This window comes from Edwardsiella tarda ATCC 15947 = NBRC 105688 (genome assembly GCF_003113495.2).
Taxonomy (GTDB): Bacteria; Pseudomonadota; Gammaproteobacteria; order Enterobacterales; family Enterobacteriaceae; genus Edwardsiella; species Edwardsiella tarda.
The window spans coordinates 644,667-663,800 of record NZ_CP084506.1 but is presented as its reverse complement, the minus strand read 5'-3'; the positions used below and the strand labels follow the sequence as shown (position 1 = coordinate 663,800).

Below are 19,134 nucleotides of genomic sequence, written 5' to 3'. Positions count from 1 at the left end.
CTCAGAGATGCATATTTGGCCACAGGTATCGTGGCCTTTTTCTTTTCTTACCCTTATGCGCCGGCATGTCGATGGAGATAGTGCTCGAACGGCTCGCTATCTGCCGACTCCAACGCCGCCTGGCGATCGATAGACGCCTGCGCCTGGCGGGCCAACTCTGCCTCATCCAACAACGTCAACGGCTCGGCACACAGTTGCTCACGATAACGCTGCGCCAAGGCCAAGCCATAACCGCCGATACCGTTATTCTCCATCTGAGCCATCACGCGCGCCGAGTAGGTCAAGGAGACATCCTCGAAGGCGGCGACCAAACGAGTACACACCTGCTGATAACAGCGATCGCCGTTGATCCCATCCAAGACTTCGGCGACCCGCAGCAGATCGGCAAACAACGCCTTCCCGACATAGGGCAACGGCTGACGCGCATCGTGACAACCGATGCCGATCGTCTGCCCCGGCTTACGCCCCTCCAGGATCACGCGATTCCAGTTCTGACGCGTACACAGCAGCTCATCGCTACTCATCTCCGGCGCATCGGCCAACACACACCAGATCAGGAATAGATCGAGGAAACGGCACTGCTCGGCCTCGACCCCGATGGGGCTGAACGGGTTAATATCCAGGGAACGCACCTCGATATACTCGATTCCCGCGCGCAATAAGGCATCCGACGGCGACTCGTCGTCACGGGTCACCCGCTTGGGACGGATCGGGGCGTACAACTCGTTTTCGATCTGCAGCACATTGGCGTTCAACTGGCGATAGTGCCCCTGATCGACGACGCCCAGGCGAGAAAACTCCTCGGAAGGCGTGTGAATCGCACGCTTCAACGCGACAACGTACTCATCCAGATGGTTGAAGGTAATACCGAGGTTACTCTGCGATTTATTGGTATAGCCCAGGTCGCTCAGGCGTAACGAGGTGGCATACGGCAGGAACAACGTACCGCCCTGGCGTTCGAACGGCAACGCCGTCTCTCGCCCATTCAGGAAGGAGCCACAGATCGCCGGTGAGGCACCGAACAGATAGGGGATCACCCAACCGAAGCGATAATAATTGCGGATCAGACGGAAATAACCATCGGAGATCGCCGCCTTACCACTCTCAGCGTCTTGCACGCCGGCACGCGCCTGCCAGAAACGCAGTGGCAAGGAGAAGTTGTAATGCACGCCAGAAATGGTCTGCATCAGCGCGCCATAGCGGTTCTTCAATCCCTCACGGTAGAGGGTCTTAAAGCGCCCCAGATTGCTGCTGCCATACTGCGCCAAGGTAATATCCTGCTCATTGCCGATAAAACAGGGCATGCTCAGGGGCCACATCCGCTCATCCCCCAGATGACGCGCCACATAGCGGTGGATATCTCGCAGGAAATCCAGCATGTGGTCGATATTGCCATCGACCGGGGTGATAAACTCTAGCAGACTCTCGGCAAAGTCGGTGGTGATCCAAGGATGGGTCAAGGCCTTTCCCAGCACCGCAGGATGCGGCGTGTGAGCCAGGTGCCCATCGGGAGTGACGCGTAACGTTTCGCGTTCGATACCACGCCGAATACCATCCAGGGCATCCGGGTGAGATTCTAGCCAGCTAAGGGCTTGAGATACGTCCGGGATCAAATTGACCTCCCGCTAATTTTAAGAAGAGTTAACGCATCCACCGCATCCAGCGGCAAGGACGCCTAATGCCACCACGACATGCCATACAGCGTTAGCCAAGCCAACAAGGCATAACGCACGGCCTTACCCAGAGTTAGGTACAGCAATACCGCGCCCCACGGTAGGCGCAACCAGCCAGCCAACACACACAGCAGGTCGCCAATGACCGGCAACCAACTCAGCAGGAGTGCTGCTGCGCCATAGCGTTGCAACCATCCAAGCGCTACCGCCAATCCTCGCTGCGGGGTAACTTGAGGAAGGGCTCGACCGATGACCACATTCGTCGCGCCCCCCAAGACATTACCGACAATCGCCGCCACTAACAGCCCAAACACCGGGGCCTGCGCGGCAATCAATAGCCCGCTCAATACCACTTCGGAATTTCCAGGCAGCAGGGTCGCACTGGTAAAGCTACTGACAAACATGCCAGCGATAGCCCAAAATTCACTCATTGCAGACAGCGCACATCTACCCAATCCATTCCAGCGGCCACGGCCGCCTGAATACCGTAATCGGCATCCTCGAATACCACGCAACGTGCCGCTGCCACGCCCATCAGCGCCGCACAACGTAAGAAGGTTTGCGGATCCGGTTTATGACGTTGGACATCATCCGCGGCCACGATGACCTGAAAACAGTCACCGAGCCCTAACCGACGCAGCAACGCCTCGGCCAGTCGGTGCTCACTGCCGGTACCGATAGCCATCGGACGCCGCCCCTTATAGGCACGCGCGACTTCCGCCAACGGCAACGGCCGCACCCCATCTAACAACATCCCCTCAACCAGCCGGTTTTTCTCGGCAGCCAGGGCATGAGGATCGAGTGTGGAGTGATTATGTTCAATAATAGCCTGAGCGATGCGCACTGTGGGAGAGCCATTGAGTGCGATCATTGCCATTAGGTCATAATCCATACCATAACGCCCTACGACCTCCTGCCAAGCCTGGCGGTGAATGGGCTCGCTGTCGAGCAAGGTACCATCCATGTCAAAAATCAGCCCATCATAATGGTCATATTGCGCCATGCTCATCCTCTAAGCCTGGGGGAAATGGAGCATCACTTTAGCGTAAAACGAGGCGGGTTGTCGCGGACAGGAAACGCATCGTCAGCACGAGGCACGGACTAACGCACTTACGGTGCGTTACTGCTTGAACGGGAAAGAGAGCGGGAGCGTGAAACAGATGCAACAAAGCCCGCATAAGCGGGCTTTGTCAGTAAAGATGGTGCATCCGGGAGGATGATTCGACGCGTTGCGTCTCACCGCAAGGGCCGTTGCTACGCAACGTTATCCTCCCTTTTTACTACTAAGGCAACCGCTGTTGCCGGCAAAACATGTTATAGCAATCATGCTCTGCGAAAGATGGTGCATCCGGGAGGATTCGAACCTCCGACCGCTCGGTTCGTAGCCGAGTACTCTATCCAGCTGAGCTACGGATGCACAGAATAACATAATCGGCAGCGTTGGATTCTACTGCCTGATTCATCGTTGAATACCATGAATCTAAAGGATGGTGCATCCGGGAGGATTCGAACCTCCGACCGCTCGGTTCGTAGCCGAGTACTCTATCCAGCTGAGCTACGGATGCACAGAATAACCTAGTCGACAGCGCTGGACTCCACTGTCTGATTCATCGTTGATCACCATGAACCTAAAGAATGGTGCATCCGGGAGGATTCGAACCTCCGACCGCTCGGTTCGTAGCCGAGTACTCTATCCAGCTGAGCTACGGATGCACAGAGAACTTACTTGACGACACGGGGCGTTCTGATTCCCGCATCCAGCTTACCGCACTAAGCCGTAAGCCTGAAAGATGGTGCATCCGGGAGGATTCGAACCTCCGACCGCTCGGTTCGTAGCCGAGTACTCTATCCAGCTGAGCTACGGATGCAAAATGGCGGTGAGGGGGGGATTCGAACCCCCGATGCAGCTTTTGACCGCATACTCCCTTAGCAGGGGAGCGCCTTCAGCCTCTCGGCCACCTCACCACACGCGACTCTTGCGAGTTGTGCCCACTCAACGTTTCGTTGTCTCATCGGCACTGCGTGGCGCACATATTACTTTCACGGGCTGATAAGTCAAACAATTTTTCCTGAGTTTTTGTGCAATCCGAATCGTTTGCACATTTCACATCCAAAGCGCTGCGAATAACACCAGAATGTCGTTTTTATAAACGGCAAAATCGTGTCTAACCCAGGCTAGCCCGGTACGCCTCGCGCCCCACTTTCTCTCCGCCGACGGCATGACGCCATGTATGGCATGCGACAAAGGACGAAAAAACAGCGACGAAAAGCTAACACGGCCAAACAACGTCTCGCTCAGGCGAGGTGCTCGGCGAAAATATCAACCCTGTCAACGCGCAATAGGTTGAGATAAAGACGCATCTACGCGTCTACGTGAACCAGGGCAGAGCAAGTCAGCAGTCAGCAGTCAGCAGTCAGCAGTCAGCAGTCAGCAGTCAGCAGTCAGCAGTCAGCAGTCAAAGGATAACGGGATAACGGGATAACGGGATAACGGGATAACGGCTAAGAGGTGATGTTAAGGGGGAAGGCGGCGGCAAGTCAGACAAGTAATGCGTAAGCGTCCCGCCACGTTGCGAGACGCTACACAGGAATCAGTAGGTCGTCGGTTGAGACTTTTCCGCCTGAATGCGCTGATAGATCTCTTCTCGATGCACAGAAACCTCTTTCGGAGCATTCACACCGATACGAACCTGGTTTCCCTTCACCCCCAATACGGTGACCGTTACCTCATCGCCAATCATGAGGGTCTCACCAACTCGACGAGTCAGAATAAGCATTCTTTGCTCCTTGAAAGATTAATTAGAGTCGGGTCTCTCAGTTTATCCCCGCCATTATCCATCATCTGTAGTAAAAACGTAAACAGCAACAACTTCATAATGTGTAAGCAGATTATCGTGCGCTACATCATGGGTACAAGTTTAGCGCAAATCATCAGCAATATTGCAAAATTTATCACGAAGAAAACAGCGTGAGATAAAAAAACGCCGTATCCAACAATAGGATACGGCGTTCTCGTGTTAACAGGTTAGATTACAGCTTCGCGGTAACCCAATCGCTAACGCTGGCCAGGGCCTGCGGCAGTGCGGCAACATCGCTGCCCCCCGCCTGGGCCATGTCCGGACGGCCCCCGCCCTTGCCACCAACCTGCTGAGCGACCATACCGATCAGCTCGCCAGCTTTAACCTTCGCGGTCAGATCCTTGCTGACACCGGCGATCAGGCTCACCTTGCCCTCTTCCGCCGTCGCCAACACCACGATGCAGCTGCCCATCTGGTTCTTCAGGTCATCCACCATGGTACGCAGCATCTTCGGCTCAACGCCGTGCAGCTGACTGACCAACAGTTTCACCCCGTTCACCTCGACTGCCTGCGCACTCAGCGATGCACTCTCCTGAGCGGCCTGCTGATCCTTAAGCTGCTGTAGCGCCTTCTCCAGCTGACGGCTCTTCTCCATCAGCCCGCGGATCTTCTCGGCGACACTCTGCGTATCCCCTTTCACCAGGGAGGCCGCCTCGCGCAGCATATCGCTCTCCTGATGCATCGCCTGCAAGGCCTGCTCACCGGTCACGGCCTCGATACGACGCACGCCCGCCGCCGTACCGCTTTCGCTCACGATGCGGAACAGGCCGATATCGCCCGTACGCTCGGCGTGGGTACCGCCGCACAGCTCAGTCGAGAACTCACCCATACTCAGTACGCGAACCTGGGCATCATACTTCTCGCCGAACAGCGCCATCGCGCCCTTCGCCTTCGCCTCTTCCAGGCCCATCTCCTGCGTCTCAATCGGCAGGTTACGGCGGATCTGCGCGTTGACGATCTCTTCAACCTGACGGATCTGCTGCGGCTTCATCGCCTCGGGGTGCGAGAAGTCGAAACGCAGATAACCATCGTTCACCAATGACCCCTTCTGCGCCACATGCGTGCCCAATACGCTACGCAGCGCGGCATGCATCAGGTGAGTCGCCGAGTGGCTCAGACGAATACGATCGCGGCGAGCGACATCGATGCTAGCCTGCAGCGAAGCGCCGACCTGTAGATGCCCCTGGACGACCTTACCGAGATGACCGATGGCCTGACCATACTTCTGGGTATCGTCGACGACGAAGCTAACGCCAGAGGCGCTCAACTCGCCCCGATCGCCAACCTGGCCGCCGGACTCGGCATAGAACGGCGTCTGATCCAATACCACAACCCCTTCCTCACCGGCCTGCAAGGCGTCGACCGCCTGGCCGTTGCGGAACAGCGCGGTGATCGTCGCCATCTGCTGCTGACGCTGATAACCGGTAAAGTCCGTGCTGCCTTCGACGCGGATCAGGCTGTTATAGTCGGCGCCGAAACCGCTGGACTCACGCGCCCGACGACGCTGCGCCTCCATCGCCTTCTCAAAGCCGACCTCATCAACCTTCAGATTACGCTCGCGGCACACATCGGCCGTCAGATCCAGCGGGAAACCATAGGTGTCGTACAGACGGAACGCCGTCTCGCCATCCAGGGTATCGCCATCCAGCTGCGCCAACTCGTCATCGAGCAGGGCCAGACCGCGCTCCAGCGTACGAGCGAACTGCTCCTCTTCGGTCTTCAACACCTGCTCGACCATCGCCTGCTGGCGGGCCAGCTCATCGGCGGCGGAGCCCATCACCTGGATCAACGGTGCAACCAGTTTATAGAAGAAGGACTCCTTGGCTCCCAGCATGTGACCATGACGGACCGCGCGACGAATGATGCGACGCAGCACATAGCCACGCCCTTCGTTCGACGGCAACACGCCATCTGAGACCAGGAAGGCACAGGAGCGAATATGGTCGGCGATCACGCGCAGCGATTTGCTGCTCAGATCGTCCACGCCGATCACCCGTGCCGTCTCGGCGATCAGGGTACGGAACAGATCGATGTCGTAGTTGGAGTTAACATGCTGCAACACCGCGGCGATACGCTCCAGCCCCATGCCGGTATCGACGGAAGGCTTGGGCAGCGGCAACAGGGTGCCGTCGCTCTGGCGGTTGAACTGCATGAAGACGATGTTCCAAATCTCGATGTAACGGTCGCCGTCCTCATCCGGGCTACCCGGAGGCCCACCGGCGATGTGGGCGCCGTGATCGTAGAAGATCTCGGTGCAGGGGCCGCATGGCCCGGTATCACCCATCTGCCAGAAGTTATCGGAGGCGTAGGGGGCACCCTTATTGTCACCGATACGGATAATGCGCTCACGCGGTACGCCGACTTCGTTGGCCCAGATGTTGTAAGCCTCGTCGTCGCTCTCGTACACCGTCACCCACAGTTTTTCCTGCGGCAGGTTAAACCACTGCGCGCCGGTCAACAGTTCCCAGGCAAACTTAATCGCATCATGCTTGAAGTAGTCGCCGAAGCTGAAGTTACCCAGCATCTCGAAGAAGGTGTGGTGACGCGCGGTATAGCCGACGTTTTCCAGGTCATTATGCTTACCACCGGCTCGCACGCAGCGCTGTGCCGTGGTCGCACGGCTGTAGCTACGCTTGTCGATGCCAAGGAAAACATCTTTAAACTGGTTCATCCCCGCGTTGGTAAACAACAAGGTCGGATCGTTGTTCGGCACCAGGGAGCTGCTGTCCACCACCTGGTGGCCCTTACTGTGATAAAAATCGAGAAACGCTTGACGGATCTCAGCGGTACTCTTGCTCATAAATGTCCCGGAGTCAGGCTAGAAGAACAGTCCGTGAACAAACCAGCCCGCATTCCGCTGCCGACGCCCGCTCACGAACACAAAGTGACACTAAGATAAAATTTCTTCACCGTGAAGTAAAACACCGCGTGCATTCACCGGCTTAAATCGCGCAGCGCATCCTGGATCTCTTCCTGGAAGAAGCCACGATAGAGGAGATAACGTTGTACCTTAGCTCGCGTCGCCCAATCGCTGGCTAGCGGCAGAGAGAAGTGGCGTTCCAGCGTGCGACGCGCCTGGGCATGCCAGTCGACCGTGCACTCCGCCAACGCCTGCTGGATCACGTCGCGCGCCACACCGCGTACCCCCAACTCCTGGCGAATACGCTGTGCTCCGTACCCCTTACGGCTACGCGAGACGATATAACGCTCGGCGAAACGCGCATCGTCCAACCACTGATAATGGTAACAATGGGCGATGACCGGTGCGATCTCCGCCTCAGAAACGCCTTGCGCCGCAAGTTTGCGGCGCAATTCATTTTCGCTGTGATCACGCAGGGCCAACAGACGCATCGCCCGGTTAAGCGCATCGCTCACACGCGCCGCGCTCTGCCCCGCGTTAGCCTCCGACATGATTAGAAGTTCTCGTCGTCCGGCATCGCGTCGTCATCGACTTCGCCCTTGGCGCGATCGGCATCGGTCGCGGCGGCATGGCTCAACAGCAGTTCGCGTAACTTGCCTTCCAGCTCGGCAGAGATGGCCGGGTTCTCCTGCAGGAACTTCATCGAGTTCGCCTTACCCTGGCCAATCTTGTCACCGTTATAGCTATACCAGGCGCCAGACTTATCCAGCAGCTTATGCTTGACGCCCAGATCGATCAGCTCGCTCTCCTTGGAGATACCGGCACCGTACAGGATCTGGAACTCGGCCTGACGGAACGGCGGCGCGACCTTGTTCTTCACCACCTTCACGCGGGTCTCGTTACCGACCACCTCGTCGCCCTCTTTGATCGCGCCGATACGACGGATATCCAAGCGTACGGAGGAGTAGAACTTCAGCGCGTTACCGCCCGTGGTGGTTTCCGGGTTACCGAACATCACCCCGATCTTCATACGGATCTGGTTGATAAACACCACCAGGCAGTTGGCGTTCTTAATGTTGGCGGTCAGCTTACGCAACGCTTGCGACATCAGACGCGCCTGCAGGCCGACATGGGAATCCCCCATCTCACCTTCGATCTCCGCCTTCGGCGTCAGCGCCGCCACGGAGTCCACGATGATCACATCGACCGCCCCGGAACGCACCAGCGCATCACAGATCTCCAGCGCCTGTTCACCGGTATCGGGCTGGGACACCAGCAGGTCATCGACCTTGACCCCCAGCTTAGCGGCATAGATCGGATCCAACGCATGCTCGGCATCGATGAAGGCGCAAGTCTTACCCGCCGCCTGTGCCCGCGCGATGACAGAGAGCGTTAGCGTAGTTTTACCGGAGGACTCCGGCCCGAAGATCTCGACGATACGCCCCATCGGCAAGCCGCCGATGCCGAGCGCCACGTCCAGACTCAGAGAACCGGTTGAAATGGACTCAATGTCCAACGTTTGGGTATCGCCCAGACGCATGATAGAACCTTTACCAAACTGCTTCTCAATCTGGCCTAATGCCGCAGCCAGGGCACGTTGTTTGTTCTCGTCCATCCGTTTACTCCACGCATAGCAAATCTGAAATTGATTTTGATTATACTGTACACTCGTACAGTATCAAGACTCCGTAAGAAATTTTTCCAGCAGTGTCCGCAGGGCGAATTCGGTTGCCTGCCGACGCACGGCATCGCGATCGCCGAGAAAGTGGCGACAGCAACACCAGGGCGGCGCGTTACGGGTCGCGAAACCAAACCACACCGTACCGACGGGTTTCTGCTCGCTGCCGCCGTCCGGCCCGGCGATGCCGCTCACCGCGATGGCAAAATCCGCCCCGGCCGCACGCAATGCCCCCGTCGCCATCGCCGCGACCACCGGCTCACTAACCGCGCCGTGTTGGGCTAGCACCTCACTGGCAACTCCCAGCATCTCCGCTTTGGCCCGATTGCTGTAGGTCACAAAACCGCGCTCAAAATAGCACGAACTGCCGGCGATATCGGTCAACGACTTGGCGATCCAGCCGCCGGTACAGGACTCGGCACAGGTGACCTGCTCCCCGCGCGCGCGCAGACGTTCGCCCACCTCTCGGCTTAATGCCGCTAACTCGCTCATCGCGCTCACCCCTCTCCCCTCGGTTCAACGGAGCATCATAGTAACACTTTCCACCCAGGAAAAACGCGGCGCGCCACGTAAGCACGCCGTCATCTGACGCGCTTACGTTTCCCCGATGTCGCCTAGCGTGGTCAGCGGTGCGAGACGCTCGTCTAATGGGGTTTGACGGCCAGGTATTGTAAGACTAACTGACTCAGGCCAGAGGCCAACAGTTGTAACGCGAGGGTCACCAGAATAATGCCAGCGATACGCGCCATGGCATCGATGGCACCGGCGGAAAGACGGCCATGTAGCGGCCCGACGGCCAAGAAGGTACAGGCGATGGTCGGCGCCATCGCCAGGATCACCGCCGATAGCTGCAACAACCCCGAAAGTGAAGCATTGTGGCTCGCCAGCGAGATCCCGACGGCGATGGTGCCACCGCCGATCGTTAACGGGAACAGCAATGGCACCAACACCATCTCCTGCACATTGACGTGACTCTCGGGCATGCGGGCCGGCTCGGCCTTGGTCCCCTTCGTCATCAGCGGCCAGCCCTGAAACAGCAACGCCGCACCACCGGTCGCGGTGAGCGCATGGGCATTCAACCCCAACGCCGTCAGTAGAAAGTTACCGATCCAGATGGCGATCAGCATCACCGCCACATATTCGCCAGCAACCTTCCAGGCCAGCTGGCGCAAGGTATGGGCCGGAACCTGACCGAGCAGAATGGTCGCCGCAGTGATGGTTGCCGGTGGGCAGAACATCGACAAAAAGGTGACATAGGTAAGGAGAAACTCGATTAGCCACGCTTCCATGGCCCCTCTCCTCGCCGACAGAGCAAGGCCATTACCAGGCTCAACACTAACGCCGCCGCCACCCACAGCAACGCCGTACCGCCCTGTTGCCACAGGCTAGTGATAAAGCCGACGATCACCAACATCATCACCGACGCCCCACCAATCAGCAGCCATGCCGAGGCTCCGATAATCGCGCGTAGGCGCCAGGCCACCACGAAAACCGCCAAGTAACAAAAGAGAAAGGTGGCGCTGGCGACGCTGGCCAACGCCCCTAGGTCGAGCAACAGCGTCATCAACATGATTAACGCCACAACCGCCAGGTTACCGACGGTGCTCTGACGCCACAGCGCCTGGCGAAAGGCACCTGGCAGCTGGCCCTTCTGAGCCATACTGGCCATGATATTAAAGGCGGCAAACAGGGTGGCGTTGATCGCCGAGGCCGTCGCCAATAGGGCCCCGATCGCCACAATGGTATAGCCGACGCGCCCCAACAAGGGATACGCCGCATGAGCCACCGCCGTGTCGGCATAGCGTTCTAGCTCTGCCGCCGGCACATCACTGACTAACACCCATGCCAAGATAATATACAGCAACGCCGTCACCCCGATGGCCAAGGCGAAGGCGCGCGGCATGGTCGCCGCGGGGTTGCGTACCTTATCCGCCGCATTGGCCATCATGCCAAAGCCGGCATAGGCGAGGAAGGTGATACCGATGGCGGAGAAGAAGGCACCAGAGCCGATGTGCGAGGCGATCGTCAACGGTGCCGGATGCAGACTCCAGACCCCGGCGACGATCAACAACAGGAGAATGGCCAGCTTCACCGCCACCAGCCCCAGCTCCAAGCGCCCCACCACATGGCTGCTCAAGGCATTAAACAGCGCCATCACGGCGATCACTCCCAAGGCGTAGCTCAGGATCACCCGCTGGTCTTGGCTACCGTCATGCAACAGATCGGCGGCATAGGCGCCAAACGCACGCGCCACCATGGCAATGGTCAGCACTAAAGTCACCAGATACAGCAACGACAGCGCCAACGTCAGCACCCCGCTCCCGAATCCCTGCTGGAAGAAGTCGATGATCCCGCCGTTACTGGGATAACGCGCCCCCAGGCGTGCATAGGCGTAACCGGAGAACATGGCGACGATCCCACCAAAGGCAAACGCCAGCCAGGTCGAGTCCCGCATCAACAACGCCGCTTGTCCCAGCAGCGCGAAGATCCCGGCCCCGACCATCGCGCCGATGCCGATGGCCACCACATGCCACAACCCCAAGGGTTTCTCTTGCTCGCGCGCGCTCATGATGCTTAGGCCTTAAACAGGTTATACCCCAGCTGTGCCGCCACCGCCGCCACCATCTTCTGCCCGCGGACGCTGTTGCCCGCCTCATCCAATGGCGGCGAGAAGGCCGCGATCCCCATGACGCCGGGCACCACAGCCAGAATGCCGCCGCCCACGCCACTCTTGCCCGGCAGACCGACATGGTAGGCCCAGTCACCGGAGCGGCCATACAACCCCTCCATGGTCATCTCGGCCAAGATATAGGGCACGTTATCGGCCTGTAATACTCGCTGCCCGCTACGCGGATTCACCCCACCCGACGCCAGAGTCGCGCCCAGCGTCGCCAACTCGACGGTATCGATCAGCGTCGAGCACTGGCGGGTATACACGTCGCAGGCCTCCATCGGATCGCAGTACATGGTGCCTGCCGAATAGAGCAGCCAGGCGATGGCGCGGTTATGAAAATTGGTGGTTTGCTCCGACTGGTTCACCTCGTCCGACAGCGCCACCTTCTCCCCCGCCAGCTGTTGCTGGATCGCCAAGATACGTTGCCAACGCTGCTCACGATCAGGCGCCTGAATCAGGCTGGCCGCGGCCATCGCCCCGGCGTTAACCAACGGTGATAACGGCTTGCCGCCATGCAACTCGAGCGCCATCACCGAGTTAAAGGGCAGGCCGGTCGGATCGGCGCCGATCTTGTCCTGTACCGCCTGCGGGCCGACATCCTCTAGCGCCAGCGCCAAGGTACACACCTTCGAGATCGACTCCAGAGCGAAGCGGTAAGCGCTATCACCGGCGCAGTACACCGCGCCGTCACGCGTCACGATGGCCACCGCCGCCAACTGACTCGGCACGCCCGCCAGATAGGGGATATAGTCCGCATTCTTGCCGCCAGGCAACGCACCATACTGGCGGTGTGCCTGATCGACGGCCTGTTGTAAAGCTGCTGCCTCTAGCGTCATGGTACGACTCCTCTCGCGAAAAGGGGCAGGGTCTATGCCCTGCCCGACTACCTCATCCAACCACTGACCTACGACACGGCGAGTTTCAGCGGCCCGCCGCCGGAGGCGTGTTGCCAGGCTCGTGCGGTGTGTCAGCGCGCGCCTGAGCCGCCAGCACGCTAGGATGGGCGGAGGAGTCCGTCGGAATGCCCGGATGCCCCCCTTCCGCCTGCCAGGTGAAGGGGGCGAAATCGTTGTTCTCCGCCCGCCAGTGTGGCTTACGCAACGCATAGATGGCGAAAGGCACCAGGCAGAAGAACAGCGACAGGGCGATCAGGATCCCGACATACGCCATCGGGCTCCCCACCGCGATCTGGCTCGGCGGCACGAAGCTGAGAATGAAGGCCAAGATCGATCCCACCAGACCCGCACCGCCGATGATCCACATCCCTATCGCTCCGCCGGGGATACGGTAGGGGCGAGGACGGTTCGGCTGGCTGTAACGCAGGTAGATCGCCGCACAAAACATCAGGATGTACATGATCAGATACAGGATCACCGTCAGCTGACTGAGGATCTGATAAGTCGCCTGTACCGACGGCAGAATGACGAACAGGATGGAGAGGATGGTGACGATCACCGCCTGCAGCAGCAGGATATGAGTCGCCATGCCATTCTGATTAGTATGCTGCCACCAGCGCGGCAGATAGCCCGCCTTCGCCACCTCAAGCAGACCGGAGCTGGGGCCGCCGACCCAGGTGACCACCCCGGCCAGCACCCCGATGGCCAATGCGCAGGCCATCACCGGCCCGAGCCACTCCACATGCGCCCACTTGAACATGTCATCAAAGGCCACCAACAGGCTCTGAGTCAGGTTGATGTCGGACTGCGGAATGATAAAGGCGATAGCCAGGGTACCGAAGACGAAGATCACCACGGTCCCCAATGCCGCCAACATGATGGCAATCGGGTAGTTTCGCTGTGGATTCTCCACATCCTTGACGTGAATGGCGTTCATCTCCATCCCGGCATAGAACAGGAAGATACTGGCCGCTAACACCACGTTGTTGAAGTTGGTGAAGTCGGGCACCACCTGATCCCAGCTCAGGGTGATCTGCGGCGTCCCACCACCGATCAGGTAGGCGAAACCTAACACGATCAGAATCGCCGCCGGAATGATGGTGCCGATCATGCCTCCCCACTTGGAGACCTTGGCGAAGGTGTTCACCCCCTTAAACGCGATGAAGGTCGCCAGCCAGTAGATACAGAGTACGATCGGTAGGATGAAGAAGCGGTTAGCCGAGAGCGCCTCATCCCAACGTTGATCGGGACCGATAAATGCCAGGGACACCGCACCGAAGGTTAGCGCGGTCGGAAACCACACCGTCACCTCTGTCCACAGCATAAACATCGCCAGGAAGGCCCAGTGTGGCCCGAAGGCCTCACCGACCCAGCGAAACACCCCGCCCTTCTCCGGCCAGCCGGTGGCCAGCTCCGCCGCCACCAGCGAGACCGGGATCAGGAAGAAGATCGCCGCAAACAGATAGTAGAAGATCGAGCTAAGCCCATACTCCGCCTCCGCCGGTAAGCCACGTAAGCTGACCACCGCGACAATATTCATGATCGCTAGGGTCATGATGCTCAGTTTCTTCACCGACACGGGGGCGCCAGCGGTTGTTTTCGTAGCCATGATAGTCACTCCTTACGCCAAGGGTGGACGGTTCGGTTCAGGAATGCTTGAAGCTATTCTGATGCGCGACATGCGCCACCGCCGGGTGCGCCTTGAGGTAAGCCAACGCCGCGCGGAAGTCGTCCATCAACAGTTGGGCGAAGTCCATCTCGAAACCACGCCGGCACATGATGCGCATCACCACCACGTCGGACAGCTCACCATTCAACGCGAAAGCTGGCACCTGCCAGCCACGCAGGCGTAGACGTTCGGAGAGGTCATACAAGCTATAGCCCAGCTCCTTACCCGCCGGGATGCGGAAACAGACCGCCGGGATCCCCTGTTGCGGATCGCCGCTGCAGATGAACTCATAGGGCCCGAGCTTGGCGATCTCCGCCGCCAGGAACTGCGCCACCTGGTAGCTCGCCGTGTGGACCTTGGTATACCCCTCTCGTCCCAGACGCAGGAACTCATAGTACTGGGCGATGACTTGGCCTGCCGGGCGGGAGAAGTTGATCGCGAAGGTGCCGACCTGGCCGCCGAGGTAATCCACCTTGAACACCAGATCGTCCGGCAGCGCGGCGGCGTCGCGCCAGACCACCCAACCGCAGCCCAACGGTGCCAGACCGAACTTATGCCCAGAGGCGCTTATGGATTTGACGCGTGGCAGACGGAAGTCCCAGACGATGTCAGGCGCACAGAATGGTGCCAAGAAGCCACCGCTGGCGGCGTCGATATGCATATCGATATCCAGGCCGGTACGCGCCTGCAGATCATCTAACGCCTGATGCAACGCATCGGGCATCTCATAGTTGCCGGTATAGGTGACGCCGAAGGTCGGCACCACGCCGATGGTGTTCTCGTCGCAGGCGGCGATCATCCGCTCCGCATCCATGAACAATTTGCCGGGCGCCATCGGGATTTCACGTAACTCGACATCCCAGTAACGGGCGAACTTATGCCAGCAGACCTGCACCGGGCCACACACCAGATTCGGCTTATCCACCGGCTTACCCTGAGCCAGACGCTTGGCGCGCCAGCGCCACTTCATCGCCATTCCCCCCAACATGCAGGCCTCGGAGGAGCCGATGGTATTGGTGCCAGTCGCCTGACCGTTAGCAGGGCGTGGCGCGTGCCACAGATCGGCGACCATGTTAACGCAGCGCAGATCGATGGCCGCCGATTGTGGATACTCCTCTTTGTCGATCCAGTTCTTATTGATCGAAATATCCATCAGACGATGCACATAATCGTCATCCCAGGTCTGGCAAAAGGTCGCCAAATTTTGCCGGGCGTTTCCGTCTAAAAACAGCTCATCGTTGATCACCTGGAAGGCGATATCCTCACGCATCTCCCCCTGAGGAAATTGATGAGCCTCCGCCGCCGTACGGATCGCTTCCGAGCCAAAACGAGAATCCAAATACTCCCCATGAATATCATGACCTTTTTTCATTCTCTCTCTCCCAACAAGCCAATCGTTGACGACAGATACCGAAGGGTGAAGCGCGATCGCCACACGTCGTCCTATGCCCTTTAAGTGATCGCCAAAATAGGTGAACAGGCAAATTATTGAGAGTGATTATTTATAGAAAGATTAGGATAAGGATTAAATAAATAACGCTAAGCAATGAGAAAGTAAGGAATAAAAAAATATCGGCGAGAAGGGGCTAATGTGAGCGCCCGCAAGGGGCGCTCCAGTGGAGTATTAGATCCGGAAACGATCGATACTGCCATGCAGCTCCTGAGCGTGTCCCTCCAGCGCACGGGCATCGCCGGCCAGCTGTTCGGAGAGCGCGGCATTCTGGCGAATACTCTCATCCATAAAGGCCACGGCGCTGACCACGCCATCAACCGTCCCCGCCTGCTCGGCGGAGTCGGCACTGATCAGATTCACCGCCTGTTTCACCTGCAACATCGCCGCATCGATCCGCGCCATGCAACTGGCCGCACTATCGACCGAGTCGGCATTACGACGTACCCGTTGGACCGATTTCGCCAGCAATTGGCCGATATCGCGAGCCGCCAGCGAAGAACGTTGCGCCAAGGCCCGGACCTCGGAGGCGACCACCGCAAACCCGCGCCCCTGACTCCCGGCCCGCGCCGCCTCGACCGCCGCATTCAGCGCCAAAATATTCGTTTGAAACGCGATAGACTCGATGATCTGCGTAATGTCGGAAATCTCCGCAGAATCCTTAATAATCAACTCCATATCAGCCACCACATCATGGATCACGCGACTGCCCTCAGACACCTGCTCGCCGGCATCGGCCACTAGGCTATCCGCCTGAGCGGCATTCTCCGAGTTACGCTTCACCGCCGCGGCAAACTGCGCGATCGCCGCCGCCGTCTGTTGAATCGAAGAGGATTGACTATCACTGCGCGCGGCCAGCTCGCCACTACCGCTGGTCAGCCCTTGGCTAACGCCAGCCAACTGCTGCTCTGAGTTTTTTACCTGCCCCAACAGGTGAGTCAAGGCACTCTGCATCGCCTGTGTCGTCGCCAGAATACTGCCCGGCGCCGCCGATTGCGCCAGGCGGTACTGCAAGTCACCCTGCGCAATGGCATTGATCAGGCGCCGCAACGCCACCGGTTCCGCTCCCAGGGTCACACGAATCGTGCGCCGGATGGAGCGAGCGATCCACACGACCGTGGCCGCCGCCAGTCCGGCCAAGATCAGCATCAGGAAGCGGAAGTGCTCGGAGACACCGCGCGCCAGTTGCGTCTGGGCGTTACTGTAGCCCTCCTCGACGCTGATAAAGGCGTTGATCTGCTTAAGCCAGGTCACAAAGTGAGGGCCCGCTTGTTGCAACAGGAGTTGTGCCGCCGCCCCGCTCTGCCCCGCCTCACGCAGGGCGATGATCTGCCGCATCAACGGCAAGGTCTGTGACTCCGTCGTCGCCAGCTGGTGCAACAACGTCTGCTCCTGGGCGCTTAACCCCACTTGCCCGGCACGCAACTGCTCCAAATGCTGCCAGGCGCGCTGATAATCGCCGCCTAAGCGCTCGATATCGCGCACGACAGCGGGCAACGCCGCGCTATCCACCAAGAGCACATCACGCAGCGCGATCGCGCGATCGTGCACGCTACCGCGCAAGTCGACGGCCAGCTGCTGTTTTACATTGTTAACGTCATTGATTTGCTCTAACGAACTATTTATTTTCTCAACTTGCCAGACGCTAACGCCCACTAACACTAAGACCAGTACCAACACCAGCGCAAAACAGATAACAATCCTGCCGCCGATGGAGACCCGCTGAAGATAATCGCGTACTGCCGCCAACATGACCTTCCCTCAAGTAAAACGCCGCCACTCCGGCGGCAAAATCGTGTTTTCGCACTCCCTTCGTTGACTCGCGCAACGCTATCACCACCGAGCCAGCCCATCGGCCCGACGTCTCCCTGGATCGTTATCCACCCTGACACTATCGGCGCGAAAGCGAGATGATTCAGACGATTATCGCGAGATATCGCCTATCAATAGGATAGGAATGACGAATTGATCGTGGCGGGCTTCCCATGATGGCGTCGGATAATCCGCGTCAGCCCGCGCCATGCGCCCGTGACGGGCGGGCGATGGCCCCTCTACAAAGCAGACAAAAACAGCATTCATTCAGATGAAAAATAATATTTATAATATAATTAGGCCGTTCCGTTATTCTCGCTGAAATGAGGCTATGACCATAATGAGCATACTGAAGATGACACGCGTCACCCTATTCGCCGCCCTAGCATGCGCTACCGTCAATCTCGCACACGCGGCGACAGACACCACCCCGCAACAGATGACCTGCAAGGAGTTCATCAACCTCAATCCCAAGGCGATGACGCCTGTAGCGTTCTGGCTGCTCAACAAAGATACCGACTACCGTGGCGGCGATTACGTTGACTGGAGCGAGGTCGAAACCTTCTCGGTGCCGAAGGTCCTGGAGAGCTGTAAACAGCATCCGCAGCAAAAACTCCGCGATCTGAAAGACGCCATGAAATCCGCCGTCAAGACCGCACACTGATCGTCCCATCGTGCCTGACGTCACACGATGCCAGGCACGGTTCCACGCGCCGCCGCCGAAATGGACAGCGTGCCGACAACGCCTACACTTAATGGGCTCTTGTCGCACACCCTGGAGGCGTTATGCACAGCGTTCCCCTTCCCCCATCCCCATCGAGGCAGCGCGTCTATATCGTCACCCCGAACCCACTCTTTGCCACCGGGCTGGCCGCCTTACTCACGCCCCATCTCGAGACCCAATGTTTCCCCTCACTCACCCCCTTGCTCACTCATCCTGCGCTGAACGGTCGCCTCATCGTCTGCCCCGGCCAACTCAATAGTCAGCGTCTGGCGGAGCTCAGCCAACAGATGGCACGGCTGACACGGCGCCACGCCGACAAACTCCCGGCCCTCGCCATCGTCGAGCCGCAACACGCCGGGTTAGCCAGCGTGCTCTGTGCGCTCGGCTTCGATGCCGTCCTCTATGATTCGCGCGACCTGTCACGCTGGCTATTTCAACTCGCCTGCTGGCTCGACGCTTCGCCCGAGAGGCTAACGGCGACAGTGCGCCCCTACCTGACCGAGCGCGAGTTGCGGGTCTTAAAATGGAGCGCACAGGGCGTTCCCCTCGCACAGATGGCCGAACAATGCGGCGTCAGCGTCAAGTGTCTCTATACCCAACGCCGTACCGCGCTGCATAAGCTAGGGCTGACGCGAACCCGAGAATGGCTGCAACTCTCCGCCTCGCTACTGCAGTCGCCCACCTTCGCCATCAAGCGACGCCGCACCCCCTTACCCTGAAACCACGGCGAAATCGCACCGCGTATCCGCTGGTGCGGTTTCCCCGTCCGGCAGAGTTGGTTATCATGCTGTGCTAACGGTTTCCGGCCCTAGCATCCGAGCGCGGCGGCAAGCTTTCCGC

Annotated in this window: 16 protein-coding genes and 5 tRNA genes; 2 read left to right on the top strand and 19 right to left on the bottom strand. The window is 58.8% G+C overall.

Features of this window, described 5'->3' with window-relative positions; genetic code table 11:
* Nucleotides 1-53 precede the first annotated feature (53 nt).
* The 19 genes from gshA to DCL27_RS02955 all read right to left on the bottom strand — a co-directional run bounded on the left by gshA (nt 54) and on the right by DCL27_RS02955 (nt 17,510).
* Complete coding sequence (gene gshA / locus DCL27_RS03045; RefSeq protein WP_035598463.1) at nt 54-1,613, bottom strand: glutamate--cysteine ligase; 1,560 nt, start codon at nt 1,611-1,613, stop codon at nt 54-56.
* A gap of 62 nt (nt 1,614-1,675) precedes the next feature.
* The gene (locus DCL27_RS03040) at nt 1,676-2,104 is read right to left on the bottom strand and encodes a YqaA family protein (protein WP_005281908.1); all 429 of its coding nucleotides are present in this window, start codon (nt 2,102-2,104) and stop codon (nt 1,676-1,678) included.
* Nucleotides 2,101-2,676 (bottom strand): fructose-1-phosphate/6-phosphogluconate phosphatase, encoded by a 576-nt coding sequence (gene yqaB, locus DCL27_RS03035; protein ID WP_035598469.1) that lies wholly within the window; start codon nt 2,674-2,676, stop codon nt 2,101-2,103. Before yqaB ends, DCL27_RS03040 begins: the two co-directional genes overlap by 4 nt.
* Nucleotides 2,677-3,013: 337 nt before the next feature.
* Nucleotides 3,014-3,090: transfer RNA gene (locus DCL27_RS03030), tRNA-Arg, on the bottom strand.
* A 71-nt stretch (nt 3,091-3,161) separates the two neighbouring features.
* Nucleotides 3,162-3,238: transfer RNA gene (locus DCL27_RS03025), tRNA-Arg, on the bottom strand.
* Nucleotides 3,239-3,309: 71 nt separating this feature from the next.
* A tRNA-Arg gene (locus DCL27_RS03020) sits at nt 3,310-3,386 on the bottom strand.
* Between the two features lie 78 nt (nt 3,387-3,464).
* Nucleotides 3,465-3,541: transfer RNA gene (locus tag DCL27_RS03015), tRNA-Arg, on the bottom strand.
* 4 nt (nt 3,542-3,545) lie between these two features.
* A tRNA-Ser gene (locus DCL27_RS03010) sits at nt 3,546-3,638 on the bottom strand.
* A gap of 626 nt (nt 3,639-4,264) precedes the next feature.
* Complete coding sequence (gene csrA, locus DCL27_RS03005; RefSeq protein WP_002209449.1) at nt 4,265-4,450, bottom strand: carbon storage regulator CsrA; 186 nt, start codon at nt 4,448-4,450, stop codon at nt 4,265-4,267.
* A 253-nt stretch (nt 4,451-4,703) separates the two neighbouring features.
* Entirely contained in the window at nt 4,704-7,331 is a 2,628-nt protein-coding gene (gene alaS / locus DCL27_RS03000) for an alanine--tRNA ligase (protein WP_005281915.1), read from the bottom strand.
* A 134-nt stretch (nt 7,332-7,465) separates the two neighbouring features.
* Entirely contained in the window at nt 7,466-7,906 is a 441-nt protein-coding gene (locus DCL27_RS02995; protein ID WP_035594274.1) for a regulatory protein RecX, read from the bottom strand.
* 38 nt (nt 7,907-7,944) lie between these two features.
* Nucleotides 7,945-9,006, bottom strand: a complete 1,062-nt coding sequence (gene recA / locus DCL27_RS02990; protein WP_005281921.1) for a recombinase RecA — start codon at nt 9,004-9,006, stop codon at nt 7,945-7,947.
* Between the two features lie 63 nt (nt 9,007-9,069).
* Complete coding sequence (gene pncC, locus DCL27_RS02985) at nt 9,070-9,561, bottom strand: nicotinamide-nucleotide amidase (protein WP_035600246.1); 492 nt, start codon at nt 9,559-9,561, stop codon at nt 9,070-9,072.
* A gap of 152 nt (nt 9,562-9,713) precedes the next feature.
* Nucleotides 9,714-10,358 (bottom strand): MarC family protein, encoded by a 645-nt coding sequence (locus DCL27_RS02980; RefSeq protein ID WP_005281925.1) that lies wholly within the window; start codon nt 10,356-10,358, stop codon nt 9,714-9,716.
* Nucleotides 10,343-11,638, bottom strand: coding sequence for an APC family permease (locus DCL27_RS02975; protein ID WP_035600244.1), 1,296 nt, complete (start codon nt 11,636-11,638; stop codon nt 10,343-10,345). Before DCL27_RS02975 ends, DCL27_RS02980 begins: the two co-directional genes overlap by 16 nt.
* Before the next feature lie 5 nt (nt 11,639-11,643).
* Complete coding sequence (glsA, locus tag DCL27_RS02970; RefSeq protein ID WP_035600242.1) at nt 11,644-12,579, bottom strand: glutaminase A; 936 nt, start codon at nt 12,577-12,579, stop codon at nt 11,644-11,646.
* An 85-nt stretch (nt 12,580-12,664) separates the two neighbouring features.
* On the bottom strand, nt 12,665-14,248 hold the full coding sequence (gene gadC / locus DCL27_RS02965; protein WP_005281931.1) for a putative glutamine/gamma-aminobutyrate antiporter GadC: 1,584 nt from the start codon (nt 14,246-14,248) through the stop codon (nt 12,665-12,667).
* A 37-nt stretch (nt 14,249-14,285) separates the two neighbouring features.
* Nucleotides 14,286-15,680, bottom strand: a complete 1,395-nt coding sequence (locus tag DCL27_RS02960) for a glutamate decarboxylase (protein WP_005281933.1) — start codon at nt 15,678-15,680, stop codon at nt 14,286-14,288.
* Nucleotides 15,681-15,932: 252 nt separating this feature from the next.
* Nucleotides 15,933-17,510, bottom strand: a complete 1,578-nt coding sequence (locus DCL27_RS02955; RefSeq protein ID WP_005281935.1) for a methyl-accepting chemotaxis protein — start codon at nt 17,508-17,510, stop codon at nt 15,933-15,935.
* Between the two features lie 400 nt (nt 17,511-17,910).
* Here DCL27_RS02955 and hdeB point away from each other — a divergent pair, with 400 nt between their 5' ends.
* The gene (gene hdeB / locus DCL27_RS02950; RefSeq protein ID WP_035594255.1) at nt 17,911-18,234 is read left to right on the top strand and encodes an acid-activated periplasmic chaperone HdeB; all 324 of its coding nucleotides are present in this window, start codon (nt 17,911-17,913) and stop codon (nt 18,232-18,234) included.
* Between the two features lie 122 nt (nt 18,235-18,356).
* Complete coding sequence (locus DCL27_RS02945) at nt 18,357-19,013, top strand: helix-turn-helix transcriptional regulator (RefSeq protein WP_005281941.1); 657 nt, start codon at nt 18,357-18,359, stop codon at nt 19,011-19,013.
* Nucleotides 19,014-19,134 lie beyond the last annotated feature (121 nt).